Genomic DNA, 17470 nt, shown 5'->3' with positions numbered 1-17470 from the left:
CCAGCGGCGGGCCCACATAACTGGGCGGAAAACAGGCGATGGTGATGCCTTCTTTTTGCAGCACGTCGCAACATTTTTCCGCGCTCCACAGTGCCTGATCGCGAATGACGACACGGGAGCCAAAGGCCAGCGGCACCGTCCAGCGCTCCACCGCGCCATCGAAACTGATGGAGGCAAATTGCAGTTCCACGTCGTCCGGGGTCATGCCGTAGCGCTGGCCAATGGTCTGCACATGCATGGACAGGCCGCCATGGGTCAGCGCTACCCCTTTCGGTTTACCGGTGGAACCGGAGGTATAGATGACATAGGCAAGCTGGTCCGGGTGCAGAACCTGATCCAGCGGTGTTCGCTCATAGACCTGCAAGGTCAATGCATCCACGGCCACCGCGCGAACGGTTTCCGGTGTCGGCAGCGCAGGTTGCAAGGTCGAGTCGGTAAGCAGCAGCCTGGCGCCACTGTCTTCCAGCATGTAATGCAGGCGGTCTTTCGGGTAACCCGGGTCCAGCGGCAGGAAAGCCCCACCGGCTTTCATCACGGCAAGAAAACCTTCGATCATGGTCACGCCACGCTCGAAGGACACGCCTACCACGTCATCGGTTTTTACCCCCTGCTCGATCAGATAGCGGGCCAGTTGATTGGAGCGGGCTTCCAGCTCGGCAAAGGACACCCGGGTCTCACCATGCACCAGGGCAATGGCATCACCCCGCGCTGCGGCCTGTTGTGAAAACAGGGAGACAAAACTGTCAGGCGTCCACTCGCCACTGCCCTGCCCCCACGCTTCCAGGCGGGGCAGGTCATCACCCAGGTCATCCAGTTCGGCCAGGGGGGCATCCTGCATGGTGGCCAGGGTCAGTAACGTCTGTTTGAACGCGATTGCCAGGCGGTCCACCAGCGCCACCGGCAAGGCACCGGTGTCGTGGGCAAACAGCATCTGCAGATGCTCGCCGGGCAGTACCGCCACGGTCAGCGGGTAGTGGGTAAATTCATGGCTGGTCGGGGTACCCAGTTGCAGGCCGCCCTGGTCACCGCCAAGCAGGGTTTCATCCAGCGGGTAGTTTTCGAATACCAGCAAGGTATCGAACAGGCTTTCCCCGCCCCAGCCGGCATCCTGCTGCACTTCGAACAGGGGCGCGTGACCGTGTTCGCGCAGGGCCGCGTTATCGGCCTGCAACGCCGCCAGCCAGTGATCAATCTGTTGATTGCCGTGCAGCGGCACCGTCATGGGCAACGTATTGATGAACAGACCCAGCATGCTGTCACTGCCAGCCAGTTCCGCCGGCCGACCGGCCACGGTGTTGCCGAACACCACCCGCTCCTGCCCGGTGTAGTTGCCCAGCACCCGGGCCCAGGCCGCCTGCACCAGGGTATTGATGGTCAGCCCCTTGTCACGGGCGGCCTGACGCAGGGATTGGCTGGTGGCCTCGTCGAACTCGATGGGGTGACGGCGGAAGGCGCCTTTCTCTCTGCTGCCCACGGCTTCCACCAGCCGGGTGGGCGCCTGCACCGGTGACAGATAGTCCTGCCAGAATGCCCGCGTCGCATCGCGGTCCTGCTGCTGCAGCCAGCGCAGGTAATCGCCATAGTGTCTCGGCAACGTCGGCAGGGACTGGCCGTGATACAGCGCCATCAATTCGGTGAGCAGTATCCCGGTACTCCAGCCATCCATGAGGATATGGTGCAGGGTGAAAACGCACTGCCAGGTGTTGTCATCGGTACGCAGCAGATCCACCCGCCACAGGGGCGCGGTTTCCAGATCAAAACCCTGATCCAGTAATTGCTGGCAGTAACCCTCGGGACTGCCACCCTGACGCAGATCCTGTTCCCGCCAGGGCAATGCCATCTGGCCAGCAGGCCACACCGCCTGATGTCTTGCTTCGGCGGCATGGTCCGGCAACAACGCGGTGCGCAGCACACCATGACGCTGCAGCAGTTGCTGCCAGGCCTGTTTCATCCGCTGCACATCCAGCCCGGTAAGAGGCAACACCAGCTGGTTCACATAGGTACTGTTGCTGTCACTCAACCGGGAATGAAACAGCAGCCCGGATTGCAGGGGAGACAGGGGCAGAATCTGCTCCGGTCGGCTCGGCAAGGCATCCAGCTGTGACTGGGTCAGCGACGCCAGCGACATGTCCGACGGCGTGAGAATCGGTGCCTGTTGCTCGCAGTGGCGGGCCAGCCGTTCACATTGTTCCAGCCACTGGGCGGCCAGCACCTCGCCCTGCTCTCGTGTCAGGCCGTTACCATCCACGTGGATGCGAATGCGCAACTTGCCACCCTGTTGATCCGCATTGATCACCAGGGGCGCATCCGCCGGGGCATCCGCCTCCTGCCACAACCCCGCTTCCTGCACGGTGACCCCCGGCAGGGTGTCGTGACTGAACTGGCCAAGATAATTGAACAACACATCCAAGTGGTGATCACCACCATCCAGCTTGCCCTGCTGCCACAGCAAGCCGTAACCCAGGCCACCATGGGCGGGCCGGCGAAGCTGTTCTTTTTGACGCTTGAGGGTGGCGGCCAGATCTTCATCACGGTCCAGTCGCTGGGGATAGAGGCTGGTAAACCAGCCCACGGTACGACTCAGATCCAGGCCCGCCTCATCACCGTAACGGCCATGGCTTTCCCGGTGGATGCGCACAGTGTCACGGTCGCAGTAATCCGTCAGGGTTTGCGCCAACGCGATGAGCAGGAATTCTTCCAGGTTCAGGGAGGCATGGCGGGCGGCACTGTTGATCCAGTGGCTCAGGGTATCCGCGTCGGCATTCAGCTCAAAGTGCGCTGCCGTGCCGGACTGCTTCGCCGGAAACAGGGAGGGCCAGTGTTGCGACGCGTCCTGCCAGTATTCGCGTTCGGCCTCCGCCTCGGACACCAGGATCTTGTCCAACGCCTCACGCCAATCGTTGAGGTTGTGCGTCTTGCGCGGCAGGTGGGGCGCTGTGCCTTGCTGCCATTGCTGAAGGGCACCGAACAGATCCTCCAGCAGGATGCGCCAGGACACCCCATCGACCGCCAGGTGGTGAATAGTCAGCAATAACCGGGGCTGGTCGCCCTTCACATAAAGAGCCTGCATCAGCCTGCCACTGGCGGGGTCCAATCCGCGCTGTGCCGCCACCATGGCCGCGTCAATGGCGGCCTTGTCGCTTGTTTCGATAACCTGCAGCAGGGGTTGCGAATGGTCCGCCACACACACCGCCTGGCGGGGATTGGAGGCATCAAAGCGCAGTCGCAGCGCATCGTGTTGTGCCACCAGCCTCTGCAGGGCCGCTTCCAGGGCGTCCTCATCCAACGCCTCCTGCACGACAAAGTGCAGGTACTGGTTGCAGGCGGACAGGCCACGCTGTTCGATAAAACGTTGCTGAATCGGCAGCAGGGAAACCGGGCCATCCAGCGGTGCCTGGCTGGCCGTGTTCACCGTCACGGTCTGGACCACCGCCGCCAGCTCTCGCAGCGTCGGTTGTTCGAACAGATCTTTCGGTGTGAGTGCCAGCCCTTGCTGGCGGGCCTTGCTGACAATCTGCAGGGCGAGAATGGAATCGCCCCCCAGGGCAAAGAAGTGATCATCCCGGCTGACGGCACCGATGCCCAGCAGTTGCTGCCAGATGGCCGCCAGCGCCTTTTCGTTATCGGTTTGCGGCGGCTCACCCTGGCTGGCGGTTTGCCACTGGGGAGCCGGCAGGGCCTTGCGGTCCACCTTGCCCGCCGGGGTCAGCGGCAGGGCTTCCAGGGTGACGAGCTGGCTGGGGACCATGTAGTCCGGCAGCACGTCAGCCAGGCGGTTGAGCAGGGCCTCGTTGTCCAGCTGCCCGCGGGGGACGATATAACCCACCAACCGATCGCCAACCGGGGACGGCTGGGCCACCACAACGGCGTCGCCAATCTGCTCATCCGCCAACAAACGACTTTCGATTTCCCCCAGCTCGATGCGAAAGCCACGAATTTTTACCTGCTGGTCCACCCGGCCCAGGTATTCCATGACACCGTCGTCGCGGAACTTCACCAGGTCACCGGTGCGGTACATGCGCTCACCGGGTTCACCAAAGGGGTCGGGCAGGAAACGCTCCGCCGTCAGATCCGGACGGTCGTGATAGCCCCGGGCCAGACCCACTTCGTTACCAATATAGAGTTCGCCGGCGACGCCCACCGGGGCCCTATTCAGGTCCTGATCCAGCACATAGAGTTTGCGCGGACCCACAGCGGTACCGATGGGCGCATAGGCGCTGCTCAGCGTATCGCCTTCATAGGCCGCCCACAGCATCGGCGTGACCACGGTTTCCGTGGGACCATAACCATTGAGGATGCGTTGCGGCTTGAGCACCCGCTGCATGCGTTCGAAGGTTTCCCGGGTAAAGGCTTCGCCCCCCAGGGTCCAGGAACGGACTTTCAAGGCCGGCGTTTCCTGTTCGATCCAGTCCAGCAGCGGGCCCACATAACTGGGCGGGAAACAGGCAACGGTGACGCCTTCTTTTTGCAAAACGTCGCAGCATTTTTCCGCGCTCCACAGTGCCTGGTCACGAATAACAACACGGGAGCCAAAGGCCAGCGGCACCGTCCAGCGCTCCACCGCGCCATCGAAACTGATGGAAGCAAATTGCAATTCCACGTCGTCCGGAGTCATGCCGTAGCGCTGGCCAATGGTCTGCACATGCATGGTGAGACCACCCTGGGTCAATGCCACCCCCTTGGGCTTGCCGGTGGAGCCCGAGGTATAAATCACATAGGCAAGCTGATCCGGGTGCGGCGTTATGCCCACGCTCTCGGCGGAAAAGCCTGACAAGGCAAGCCGGTCCACGGCGACGGGTTTGACTGTTTCGACAACCGGCAGGGTTCCGATCAGGTCCGACGAGGTCAGCAGCAAGGTCGCGCCACTGTCTTCCAGCATGTAGTGCAGACGATCTTTCGGATAACCCGGGTCCAGCGGCAGGAAGGCGCCGCCGGCTTTCAGCACCGCCAGGAAGGCGACGATCATGGTGGTACCGCGCTCGAAGGACACGCCCACCACGTCGTCCGGCTTCACCCCGTGCTGCAGCAGATACTGGGCCAGCTGATTGGATCTGGCTTCCAGCTCGGCAAAGGACAGACGCGTTTCTCCATGCACCAGCGCAATGGCATCGCCGCGTTGTGTCGCCTGTCGGGAAAACAGGGCAGCCAGGTTTTCCGGTTCCCAGTCGCCTTCACCCTGTCCCCAGTGGTCCAGCCATTGGTGATCGGCATCCGAGAGGACATTCAGTTGTGACAAGGCTTGGGTAGCGTCTTCAAGATACTGCGCCAGCAGGTTTTCGAAGCCCGCCTGGAGGCGATCGACAAAACGCGCATCCAGCGCACCTTCACCGTGTACCAGACGCAGCCCCAGCCCCCCCTGCTGATCCGGCCACACATCCAGCACCAGATCAAAGGGCGTTTCGGTGACCGGCAAATCTTCAACGCGGGCCACCAGGTCACCCAGATTCAGGCTCATCCCGGCGCCTTGCTGGCGATAGTTGAAGGCCACCTGGAACAATGGATGGTGCCTCTGACTGCGCGAAGGACAGAGCGCATCCACCACTTTTTCGAACGGCAGTTCCTTGTTCTGTTTTGCCCCTGCCAGTGACTGGTGAATATGCGCGATCCAGTCACTGACGGTGTAATCCGGGCGCGGCGTTCCCTTCACTACCAGGTTGTTGACGAAGAAACCAAACAAGGCATTGTTCGAACCGTTACGGTTAGCACTGGGGACGCCAACACAAATCTCTTCTTGCCCCGTTACCCGGGCGAGCAGGTATTGCAGTACCGCAAGCAGCACCGTGAAACGACTGACGCCCTGCTCTTTGGCCAGCGCCTTCAACGCCCCGTTCTGTTGTGCGGACAGGGAAAAATCCCGGAGCCGGGCTGGTTGCGAGGCATCGCTCCGTTGCTCAAGAAAAGGCAATGCCAGGGGCTCCCCTTCATGCTGCAGCGTCTCTTTCCAGTAAGCCAGCTGCTCTGCTGCCTGTTCACCCTCCAGCCACTGACGCTGTTCCTGCGCCAGGTCCGGGTACTGTTTTTCCAACGGCGGCAGAGGCACTTCACGGCCATCACGCAGGGCGCTGTAGGCCGTGAAGAATTCCTGCATGAAGACACCCAGGGACCAGGCATCCCCGGCGATATGGTGCAGGGATATCAACAGGGCATGACAGGGCTTGCCATTGCGACAACCCAGTTTTGCCAGCTGGTAACGCAGCAACCCACCGGCTTCCAGGTCAAACGGTCTGGCATTCTGCGCCTTGGCCAGTGCATAGGCGGCAGCCTCCGGATCCGCTTCACCGCTGACATCAGCAATGTGAATGTCCCTGTCTTCGTGTGGCTCGATGGTCTGCCAGGCTTGGCCGTCCACGTCGCAAAACCGGGCCCGCAGAATAGCGTGCCGGGCCACCACCGTATTCATGGTGGCCTGCAGGGCGACCTCGTCCAGCTCACCCTCCAGCCAGAGAATGCCGCCCAGGTTATAGGCTGCGCTGCCAGGTGAGAGGCGACTGAACAGCCAGAGACGTTGCTGGGAATAGGAAAGCGGTGCCCAATGCGGCCCGGGACGGACCGACAGGGAAGCGGACCCGGTCATGTCAGCTCCTTACGAATATCGCGTAACAGAGACCTGAATCCACGCTGAAATCACGGATTCAGGTGATAATCAAGCCTGGGCGTCGCGCAGACGCTTGGGTCGCTGGTCGGTCCATACCTGGTTGATATGTTCCAGGCATTGCGCCTTGCTGCCACTGACGCCGACCGTATCCCACCCCGCAGGCACGGGACGGTAGGCAGGCCAGATGCTGTACTGCTCCTGCTCATTGATGACCACATGAAATTCCGTATCGGGATTATCAATACTCATGACTTCCTCGCCTTGTCGGCATGAACGATGGGATCGGGCTCAGGCCCCGGCTTCACGCAGGGCGAGAACGCTGTGCCGGGCAGCCTGGTCATCCAGCTCGGTGAGCTGGCCGGCATCCATTTTCAGCAGGCGATCTGCCCGGTCGAAGTAATGATCGTCGTGGGTAATGGCGATGATGGTCTTGCCTTGTGCCTGCAAGCGCGGCAGCAAGTCGTGATAGAAGAACTGGCGGAATTGCGGATCCTGATCAGCCGCCCATTCATCCAGCAGCAGACAATCACGCTGCTCCATGACCGCCATCAGCAGTGCCAGACGTTTACGTTGCCCCTGAGAGAAACGGATATCGCTGAGTCGACCATCCGCATGGCGTACCTTGTGTTCCATGCCCAATGTGGCCAGCCATTCATCAACCTCATCCACCAACACCTCCGCACCATCACCACGGAGCAACCGGCTGAACAGATAGAAATCGGTAAACACCGAAGAGAAAAGCTGACGGAACGCCACCCGGTTGTCTTCCGTTACCGGCTCGTCATCCACCCTCAGCTCGCCCTGCAACGGCCGGTAGAGACCCGCAAGCAAACGGGCAAAGGTACTCTTGCCACTACCATTACCGCCCTGGACGAAGATCAGTTCGCCACGATTGATGGTCAGATCCAGAGGGCCGACTGAAAAACCGGGAGAGCCATCCTGGTGGGGATAGCGATAGCAGACATCCGCCAGAGACAATTGCTCGAACCCGGCCATGGACTCGCCCCTGGGAGCAAAGTCCGTATCACCCTGCGCCAACTGCAAGGCACCGAGCTTTTTCAGGGAGACTCGTGCCGCCAGCAGGGTCGGCAGGGCCGCCACAGCACCAATCAATGGGGTACGCAATAACAGGATAGTGAGGGCAAAAATGGAGGCGGTATTGGCACTGGCCCAGCCGAGCCCGGCGGCCAGATAGAACAGCACGCCGATCAGGGCCAGCATCAGCACATTGGCCAGATTGCCGGCCAGACCATTGAAGATATCCGCCCGGGTCACATGGTCTCGATAGGCACGGGCGTGGCCATCAAACTCTTCCTCGTAGAAGCGGGACGCCCGGGCGCGATTGAGAGCGAGCTCCTTGCGACCATCGATCATGGCCTGATAGTCCTGATACAGGTGATCATCCCCTTCCCGGACCTTACCCACATGGAAATTGATGCGCCCGACCAGCCACATCCCCATTCCCGTGGTAGCCAGCAACCAGCCTATGGTCACCACAAAGAGGGAGGGGGACAGCCACGCCAGCCAGGACAGTGCCGCCACACTCAGGGCGCCGCCATAAACCAGCTCTGGCAGATGCACGAAGGCAATGGTGAGATTACGGGTGTCAGTGCTGAGCGCCGCCAGCAAGGGCGGGCCACCGACCTTCTCCAGTTGCTCGATATCCGTTGCCAGGACCCGACGCACCAGGTCACGGCGCAGGCCGTACACCATGCGATGTCCCAGCCGGTGCAATGTCACCTGCGCCCCGGTGGCGGTGACCAGCAAGGCAACCAGTAACAGACTGAATTGCATCAACACCAGAGGCAGGTTCGCCCCTTCGACCAGCAGCCGCTGACTGATAAAGGCCAGCACCGCAACGCTGAACAAGGCACTGAGCACACTCAGTACAACAACGGCCACAAAGGCGCCTTTGCGCCCGGAGAACAGCAAACCTGGCAGGGTCATAACGATGGGCCGACTCCATGGGAGAAACAAAAGAGAATCGCAATGATATTGATTCTTATTTATATTTCAACCACAAAGTCACTTACCCTTGCCCAGGTGTGACAACCATCATGAACTCAAGGGCAACTGGCGCCTGCAGGGCGCCAGCTGCCACGCCCTAGCGGCGCGGCTCTCCGGCGACACTGGCCAGGTTGGCGGCGATTTTGGGGCGGTGGCTGGTGGAGGCACTGTTGGCCTCTTCAAACAGGGCACGGGCCCGTAGCCGATCCCCATTAAGCAGCGCCACATAACCGGCATTGCTCAGGGCTTCCGCCCGATTCTGGGAACGCTGCCAGGTCACTACAGCCCGCTCATAGCGCCCTTGCCGGGCCTGGGCAATCGCCAGGTTATGGCTCATGCGCTGCTCTCGGGGATAGCGCGCCACCGCCCGCTGCAGCAAGGTTTCCGCTTCGCGATACTGACCCGCCATGATCAGGGAATAACCGGCGTTGTTAATCACCATGGAGCGGTCTCCACCGGCATCCAGCGCCATGCCATACCAGCGAGCAGCGGACTGGTAGGAACCGATCATGTCATCGGCAACCCCCAGACCGTTGAGAGTACGCCAGCGTAACGGGTCATTGCGGTGAGCAATCTGTAACTGACGGCGGGCATTATCCCACTCTCCCCGAGCCAGCAAGGCAAGCCCTCTACCCTCCTGGGCCTCCACCAGCGTCGGCGCCTCCTCAAGAATCAACTCATAGGCCTTGAGGGCTGGCTCGCTGCGGCCGCTGTCCAGACTTAACCGGGCAATCGCCAGCTTGGCGCGTATCGCCCAATCATCGTCACGCTCGGTTAATGGCAGATAATTGGCCAACGCCTCGGGGAAATCCCCCTTGGCCCGGGCGGACTCCCCCTGCTCGAATTGTTCATCCGGGCTGAGAATTTCATCAGCCTGATCGTCCAGGCTGGAAGAGGTCGCACAGGCAGACAGCCAACCCGCCACCAGGAGTATTAGTAATGCTTTCATGGTCAGCCCCCTTACATACGGTCGAGAAAACCGGTGTAGATATGGATGGCCGCCGGGCCCAGGATCACCAGGAACAGGGCGGGAAAAATAAACAGCAGAATCGGTATGGCCATTTTCACCGGCAGCTTGGCGGCTTTTTCGCGGGCAGTCTGGATGCGGATATCACGCATCTCGTCTGCATGTTCGCGCAAGGCATCCGCAATGCTGGTACCGAAATGCTCTGCCTGGATAAGGATGGACACCAGTGCCTTCATCTCTTCAAGATCGGTTCGCTCGGCCAGGGATTTCAACGCCTCATTACGTGGCTTACCGGCCCGAATTTCCAATGTCACCAGTAGCAACTCATCACTCATGTCACGTGAAGCAAAATGAAATTCGTCCCCCACCCGCTTGATCGCTGCATCCAGACTCAGGCCCGCTTCCACGCAAACCACCAGCAGGTCTAGCACATCCGGAAACACTTCAGCCAGATGCTGTCGGCGTGCCTCTTCCTTGTGGCGCAGCACCAGGTTGGGAATAAAAAAACCAATCAGGGCCGATATCACCAGCGCCGCCACCGCCCAATGCCGCTGGGTCACCAGGGTCGGGTACATCAATAATGGCGTGATGGTCAGCACCGGCAGCAACACCGCGAGAAAGAACTTGGCAAGATAATAGACGCCCATGGCCTGGGGGCTGCGGTAACCCGCACGAACCAGACGGGCACGAATCCGGGACTGCTTCCACTTGTCGTCCGGTACCACCAGGCGCGCCATGGGCTGTAACCATTTGACGGTTAAGGGGCCTTCTTCCGTGGCTTTGCCATGCCCTCTTTCACCGGAAGCAAGCCCCTGAATTTCACGCAAACGACGGTCGAAGGTGGCATTACCACTGAACAACCAATTACCGACTGACGCCACGATGATGACCGTCAACAGAAACAGGGATCCCATTATCAGGACTGACAGGCTAATTCCTTCCAGCATGACACCTCTCCTTGATCAGACCCTGAAGTTGATCATCCGGTGAATAACAATGTACCCCAGCAGCATCAGCCCCAGTTGAGCACCGATCACGATGTAACCCATGGTGGTTTCCACCAGGGTGTAAAGGTACGCAGGGTTCAATAGCAACAATGCCCCGGCTACCACAAACGGTAAGGCGATAAGAATGTTGGCGGAGAACTTCATCTCTGCAGCAAGAACACGAATTTCCCGGAAGGTTCTCGCCCGGGCACGCATGACCGCGGAGAGACGATTAAGTACTTCTGCTAGGTTGCCGCCGGTGGATTTCTGAATCAGTACCGCGGTGATGAAGTAACGCATCTCCTCGCTACTGCTGCGCTGTGCCAGATGGCGCAAGGTGTCTTCCAGGTCCATGCCAAAGTTCAATTCATCAAAGGTGTTGGCAAACTCGGGTGCAATCGGTTCCGCCATTTCCCTGCTGGCCTGCTTGATGGCCGCCGAAAACGGGTTCCCTGCTCGCATACTGCGGGCAAGAAAATCCATGGCTTCCGGTAATTGATCGGAAATTTTCCGGGCCCGTTCCCGCTTCTTCGCCTTTACGTAGGCATAGGGAATATAGAATCCCAGCAGCATGGCAATCGGCAATGCCAGGAACCAGAACACCTTGAGCAGCAGCCAGAGAACCAGAAACGTCAGCACGAACAAGGAAAGCTGAATCAACAGATAGCGTGAGACCGTGAGATCCACACCAGATTGAACCAGCATCCTGTCCAGAGAATGTGAACGAGGAAACATCGCCAGAATCCGGTTTAACACCGGCACTTCACTGAACGTCCGCCGACGCAACAAAGACAACGCTTCTTCATTACTGAGCCCGGAAGCAGAAAGATTACGAAGCCGCTTGCTCACCGCCTGGGTTCGTTCCACGTTCATGGAACGGTACAGCATGTAGAAGCCTTCAATCAGCCCCACCACGGCCAGAAAAGCGATCAGCGATATGATGATGGTGACTTCATTAATAATCATGGCCGCCCCCTATTCGTAAACATAATCAGGATCGAAAATACCTTCATCCAGCGGAATGCCACGCTCCTTGATGCGCTGCATCATCATCGGCCGAATACCGCTGGCCCGGAATTCCCCCAGGACTTTCCCGTTTTCATCCACGCCCGACCGCTTGAAGTAGAAAATCTCCTGCATATTGACCACGTTTTGCTCCATGCCGGTAATTTCCTGAACACTGATCACCGCACGTCGTCCATCAGAAAGCCTTTCGGTTTGCACGATAAGATCCAGTGCCGCGGCAATCTGTTGACGAATAACGCCAGGAGAAATGGAGACTCCCGCCATGCCGATCATATGTTCAAGACGGGAAATCGCATCGCGAGAAGAGTTAGCATGGATGGTAGACAGGGAACCATCATGGCCCGTATTCATAGCCTGCAACATATCCAGTGCCTCTTCGCCACGGACCTCACCGACAACGATACGATCCGGGCGCATTCTCAAAGCATTCCTTACCAGATCTCGGGCAACAACCGCCCCTTTTCCCTCGATATTGGCAGGGCGAGTTTCCAGTCTTCCCACATGAGGCTGCTGCAGCTGCAGTTCGGCCGAATCTTCGATGGTCAGGATTCGTTCGTTGGCAGGAATAAACCCGGACACCACATTGAGAAGCGTGGTTTTCCCGGAGCCGGTACCGCCGGAAATCAAGATGTTGGTTCTCGCCTTCACCGCGGCTTTCAGAAAATCGGCAATGGGCTGGGTAATGGAACGAAAATTCATCAGGTCAGTGACCGTCAACGGATCCGCCGCAAATTTACGAATGGAAAGCAGCGGTCCGTCCACCGCCAGCGGGGGAATGATGGCATTGACCCGCGAGCCATCCATAAGGCGGGCGTCCACCATGGGGCTGGATTCATCCACCCGGCGTCCGACTGCACCGGCAATTTTCTGGATGATTCGCATCAGGTGATCATTGTTCTGAAAACGGATATTGACCTTTTCCAGCACCCCATGGCGCTCGATATAGCAGGTGTCAGCGGTATTGATCAGGATGTCAGAAATCGACGGGTCATGTAACAGAGGCTCAAGGGGTCCCATACCCAGCACTTCGTTTTCCACATTTTCGATCAGTACGCTCTGCTCATGCTCATTAAGTACAAACCCGTTCTCATCAATCAGATCACGCAAGGCAAGCCGAATCTGATTACGTACCAGCTTGTCCTCCATCTTTTCCATCTGGCGGAGATCCAGGCGTTCCATTAACAGTGAGTGCACCTTCTTCTGCACTGCACTGAAGTCTATTTCATCAATCCCTCTTTCACTGGCAAACATGGTGAACTCCTTTCTCAATGCCGCCCGATAAGCCTACCCAGCAGGCCGGCTTGCTCTCTTTTTGCACCGGTAAGTTCTTCCACGATCTTTTCGGATATCTGATGTATGTCCTTGCTTATCCGGCTATGTTTCGCGTGTTTACTTAATGGCATGCCATGATCCTGCGACCCCATGACGGCATCATAGTCGTTGGCAATATGCACTATATTTTCAATCTTCAAAGTGTCATGAATCTGTTTATCGGTCACCGTGGAGTGTTTCGAGCGATAGCGGTTATCCACAATGGTGATATCGTCATCATCAATACCCACGCTGTGAAAATAGGTCATCAGCAAACGGGCATCACGCAACACCGCCAGGCTTCGCTGAATCACCACATAGATGCTGTCACTGGCCTTGAGAATCTCCTCACTCCAATCGTTAATCGCTTTGGGGAGATCCAGAACCACCACATCAAACGTTTGCTTCACCACGTCCAGAAACTTTTTGATATCCGCTGAACTGACCCGATCAAGGCGAGTAATCTTGTTTGGCGCAGGCAAGGCATAAAGGCCGGAATCATGTCGGCTCATCATGGCGTTGAACATGGTCTTGTCGAGTCTCGAAGCCTGCCCAAGCGCATCCATAACATTTGCCTGCCACTTCACATCCAGGTACAAAGACACGCTACCGAACTGAATATCCATATCGATCAGTGCCACTTTCAAGTCTTCATCCCTGGCGGCAATGTCACAGGCAAGATTCACGGCGATGGTTGTGGCTCCACTGCCAGGCTTGCTGTTAATAACAGAAATAATCTTTCCCTTTCTCGCATCTACATCCGGCCCCAGTCCGGTTTTCAGCCTGGACAGCTCTCTCTTCAAATCTTCTTCGGAGGGGGGAATGGGAATGACATCCCTGGCACCAACCCGCATCAGGCGACGAATGACGTCAACCCCGGGCTCACGGAAAGCAGCATAGACGGGGATATCAGGAAGCTCGCTGATTAATGCCTCTATATGCGCAGGATCCTGCTCGCCCTCGTCATTACCCTCGACAATGACAGCATGGCAGCCCGACTCATGAACTTTCGCCACCAAGTTGCCGTTGAGCGTATGGGGCAACGCAACAAACCCGGCTTTCAGCCCTGTGACGATCTGACCGAATTGAGCCTTGGTAGTCTCATTGCGGTATATCAGTCCGATGACCAATCCTGTACTCATCCTTGCTCCCTCTGAATTGCTTCAGGGTGTATTCAGGTCTTCACTGACCCGTGTGCTGGTAAAATCCGGTAGCGTCAGAGTCGGGTCCAGCCCGATCACGCCCGGCAGAACCAGCTCGTATTCCTGGCCGACAATAGAAACAGAGACTTCTCTGACAGGTCGCGGATTACCAGAAAAACCCGTGGAAGAACAGCTATAGCGCACCGTTACATTGGCCGCCTGTAAATCCTGATAGAGCGAATTCATTTCATTCATCAGGTCCGCGCAGTTGGCCGAATCACAGGTCACCGTCACGTCCGTCACAGCGGAACAGTCCAGAGAGGAAATATCGGTTACCGCGTCATTGACGATGGCATAACGGGCTCCGGCACGGGTGGCATCCACGGCGCGCGTCCAGGTAAAAATCACCAGCGCCAGTTCGATGATGGCAAAGATGAGAAGCAGGAAAAGCGGTAGCGTGATCGCCATTTCCACCATGGTTGACCCACGCTCGCGCTTTCTTGATAGGCATTTATTCACCATGGTAACGCTCCTCCACGGTGGCGCCGAGAGTGATAGGCCCCAGATCCAGGAAAGGCACGATGGTGTCGCCAAAAATGGCACTGAAGTCCACGGAAGCCGTGGCAATGATCACGCAAGCATCACCACCACCCGTGACCGTTCTCTGTTCTGATGTAAAGCTCACATCGCCCGCATCCAGATCCGGTAACAAGGGTGTCCCGCTGCCTGCCTGGTTACCGAAAGCCACCAGGTTAGACGCATTGGTAATTGATGCTGCCCAATTACCCCCCTGGCTACAGTCCGCACTCACGCTTTGGAATGATCGGCTCATATAGCGGGCTCCGGAGGACACCGCCTTGCTCAAGGTAGTTTGTTGATAGATCGCCCGCCCCATCTCTGTAATGCCGAACACCAGCACAATCATCAACGGCAGCAGGATGGCAAATTCCACCATCGCGGCACCCAGCTGACCTGCTGGGACTTTATTCATATAGCTGAATCTGCACATGGTAGTCATTGTCTACCCCATCTACCCAGCCAAGGAATTCACCATGAAACTGCAAACCATTAGGTCCACCCGGAGAATTTGCTTGATCAAGGAGAAATATTTTTGCGAAACCATCTTTTGGAAAAACAGGGACTGTCACTCGGCCTGCAACACCAAGATTTGTACAACTCAGAACAGCCACATTTAGCAACCGCCGGGAAGGAGGACCCGGGGCGTGACTTGGCGTTAGGGGGATTATTCCATTGCTTATTTCATGGTTGTAAACATCCCAACGCAGTGGAGGGCTAGCATTGTTCCAACCATTAGGAATGGGCGCTCCGGAATGCTCAGTATTCCAATAGTCTTCAAAGTTCCAATCTCCAGTACCCAGACGGCTATCCGTTGCCTGGGTCGTTTGGTCTATTGGATACTCAATAATATTTGGCGCGGGCGGGAATTCATCGTGAGAGTTCTTTAATGGCCCTTCATAGATATCGAATCTGACATTGATTCCACGTCTTCCAGGCTGAGCTTTGTTGCCAGGCTCTGTTGTAACAATCGGCGGATTACACCCTGCCAAGTCTGGATTAGCGAGATATTCCTGAAGACTACTGGCTCCTGGTCCTGATGGAGATTGCAGGAAACCAAACTGGCCTGGGGCCCAACTGTTTTTCTGATGCTTAAGTTCAATATGCGCACCGACAGGCATTTCGTCTCTGAAATTTGAACCATCATCTTCCCAAGGGTCGCATATCACTAGCGGCGGGAAATTACAGGTAAAGAAGGTTTTTCCAGCCAAAGCCCGAGCAAAAGCGGTGGCAACACTTCTCACATCTACTCCAACAGCCCCTAGAACAGGAAGAAATATCAGGTCTGATGTAAACCTGTCTCCATCTCCTACCAGCCCAGGATCAAGAGTGACTCTTACATAATGGGTATCGTCATCCGAGGTAGCAGCATACTTTCCCGGTTCAACCTCTGATCCGGAACAAGCCGCAGCAAAGGCTGAACTTCCCGGCTCAATATCATTTTCACTCCCGATCACACAGAAAAACTCAAATGCCTCATCTGGCAGCCCTGTAGACCCGAGCAGTTCCGTAACACGCGCGAACCTAGCATCATGCTCCAAGAGATCTCGAGCAGCTGCACGAGCTCTTGCCTGAGCGTTATTACTCGAATCCAGCTCTGCAGCGGCAGCTAGAGCAGCAGCATCCGCCGCGTTCTGCATATCGGTTCGCATCATCAGAACCCGCCCCACATCAATGGCCAGGGCAGCAACACCGATCAGTATTACGATCAGTATCGCCATCATCACCATATAGGCGCCACGCTGCTGCCTTTTCATCATTTTCACCCTTTTCCATCAGTTGGAGCTGGAGACATCCTCCACGACCCTTCCTTCTTCCACTTTCCCATCATCCTTCAGGAAGCGTTCATACCCGGCATCCAGCTTTCCACCGTGGGTGCTGATGACAGGATGATCCTTGTAGCGGGCATCCGGGTTGATGACCTGAACCTGGGCATTATGGTCCACGCTGTAACCATAATCCGGCCGCAGGGACTCTCTTGCGCAGGCGCTGAGAAACACCACCATTATCACCGTTAGTATCCTATTCATTGTTGGCTACCTCCCTGATCTGGTGACCGAATTTGCCGTGCAAACCACCACGGCCTGACGTGTCTTGTGAATCATTATTTTCCTGCTTATCGGCATTGCGATTGCGGGTGGGCTTGTGCTCAAGAAACCCCATCAGGTACTGATCAATATCATTGGGAGGGATGAACACATCCGTGGGCAATGCGTACTGATCAATCCGTTTTGGCGTCACCAGCTTCGGCGTCACAATCACCACCAGTTCGCTTTCGTTACGTTTAAACTCGGTAGAGCGGAACAAGGCCCCCAGCACCGGAATGCTGCCCAGCCCCGGAACCTGGTTAATCACGTTATTGAGGTCATCCTGGATCAGGCCGGCAATGGCAAACGCCTGCCCATCAGCCATTTCCACCGTGGTGCCGGTACGTCTTGTGACAAAACCGGGAATATTGAAACCGGACGCCTGGAAACCATTGGAGGGATCGATGGCAGAGACTTCCGCATTCAGCTTGATGTTGATGCTGTCATCTGACAGAACCGTGGGCACGAACTTGAGGCCGACACCAAATTCCTTGAACTCCACCGTGATGGTGACATTGCCCTCATCACCATCCTGAGCCACCGGAATGGCCACCTCTCCACCGGCCAGGAAACTGGCTTCCTGACCGGACAGGGCCGTCAGATTGGGTTTTGCCAGCACTTTGGCAAGCCCTTCACGCTCCAGTGCATCAAGCCGCACACTGATACCGTTATAACCGAAGTAGGTGGAGGCTGGATCGGTAAAGACGGAAGACAAGAAGGGAATAGTATTGGGCGGAGAAACCGTGGCTGTAGCCAGGGACTTGACCCCATCC

13 protein-coding genes are annotated in these 17470 nt (G+C 57.3%); all 13 read right to left on the bottom strand.

Going from position 1 to position 17470, the window contains the following annotated elements:
* A partial coding sequence (locus ACFE0K_RS09335) for an amino acid adenylation domain-containing protein (protein ID WP_434535807.1) occupies positions 1-6574 on the bottom strand: 6574 nt, incomplete at its 3' end.
* A 69-nt stretch (positions 6575-6643) separates the two neighbouring features.
* Entirely contained in the window at positions 6644-6844 is a 201-nt protein-coding gene (locus tag ACFE0K_RS09330; RefSeq protein ID WP_434535806.1) for an MbtH family protein, read from the bottom strand.
* Between the two features lie 39 nt (positions 6845-6883).
* On the bottom strand, positions 6884-8542 hold the full coding sequence (locus tag ACFE0K_RS09325; protein WP_434535805.1) for a multidrug ABC transporter permease/ATP-binding protein: 1659 nt from the start codon (positions 8540-8542) through the stop codon (positions 6884-6886).
* 157 nt (positions 8543-8699) lie between these two features.
* Entirely contained in the window at positions 8700-9551 is an 852-nt protein-coding gene (locus ACFE0K_RS09320; protein ID WP_434535804.1) for a tetratricopeptide repeat protein, read from the bottom strand.
* An 11-nt stretch (positions 9552-9562) separates the two neighbouring features.
* Positions 9563-10516: a type II secretion system F family protein gene (locus tag ACFE0K_RS09315; protein WP_434535803.1), complete on the bottom strand. Its 954-nt coding sequence runs from the start codon at positions 10514-10516 to the stop codon at positions 9563-9565.
* Between the two features lie 15 nt (positions 10517-10531).
* Positions 10532-11521: a type II secretion system F family protein gene (locus ACFE0K_RS09310; protein WP_434535802.1), complete on the bottom strand. Its 990-nt coding sequence runs from the start codon at positions 11519-11521 to the stop codon at positions 10532-10534.
* A gap of 9 nt (positions 11522-11530) precedes the next feature.
* The gene (locus ACFE0K_RS09305; protein WP_434535801.1) at positions 11531-12832 is read right to left on the bottom strand and encodes a CpaF family protein; all 1302 of its coding nucleotides are present in this window, start codon (positions 12830-12832) and stop codon (positions 11531-11533) included.
* A gap of 14 nt (positions 12833-12846) precedes the next feature.
* Complete coding sequence (locus ACFE0K_RS09300) at positions 12847-14034, bottom strand: AAA family ATPase (RefSeq protein ID WP_434535800.1); 1188 nt, start codon at positions 14032-14034, stop codon at positions 12847-12849.
* A 21-nt stretch (positions 14035-14055) separates the two neighbouring features.
* Positions 14056-14556, bottom strand: coding sequence for a TadE/TadG family type IV pilus assembly protein (locus ACFE0K_RS09295; protein ID WP_434535799.1), 501 nt, complete (start codon positions 14554-14556; stop codon positions 14056-14058).
* Positions 14546-15025: a TadE/TadG family type IV pilus assembly protein gene (locus tag ACFE0K_RS09290; RefSeq protein WP_434535798.1), complete on the bottom strand. Its 480-nt coding sequence runs from the start codon at positions 15023-15025 to the stop codon at positions 14546-14548. Before ACFE0K_RS09290 ends, ACFE0K_RS09295 begins: the two co-directional genes overlap by 11 nt.
* Entirely contained in the window at positions 15018-16370 is a 1353-nt protein-coding gene (locus ACFE0K_RS09285) for a pilus assembly protein TadG-related protein (protein WP_434535808.1), read from the bottom strand. Before ACFE0K_RS09285 ends, ACFE0K_RS09290 begins: the two co-directional genes overlap by 8 nt.
* A 15-nt stretch (positions 16371-16385) precedes the next feature.
* Positions 16386-16640 (bottom strand): hypothetical protein, encoded by a 255-nt coding sequence (locus ACFE0K_RS09280; protein WP_434535797.1) that lies wholly within the window; start codon positions 16638-16640, stop codon positions 16386-16388.
* Positions 16633-17470, bottom strand: an 838-nt coding sequence (locus ACFE0K_RS09275; protein ID WP_434535796.1) for a type II and III secretion system protein family protein, incomplete at its 5' end; no start/stop codon positions are given. The genes ACFE0K_RS09275 and ACFE0K_RS09280, both read right to left, overlap by 8 nt.

It is taken from the genome of Alcanivorax sp., from assembly GCF_051117345.1.
In the GTDB taxonomy this organism is placed as follows: Bacteria; Pseudomonadota; Gammaproteobacteria; order Pseudomonadales; family Alcanivoracaceae; genus Alcanivorax.
The sequence above is the reverse complement of the archived record's forward strand: the minus strand, read 5'-3'. Positions and strand labels throughout refer to the sequence as shown.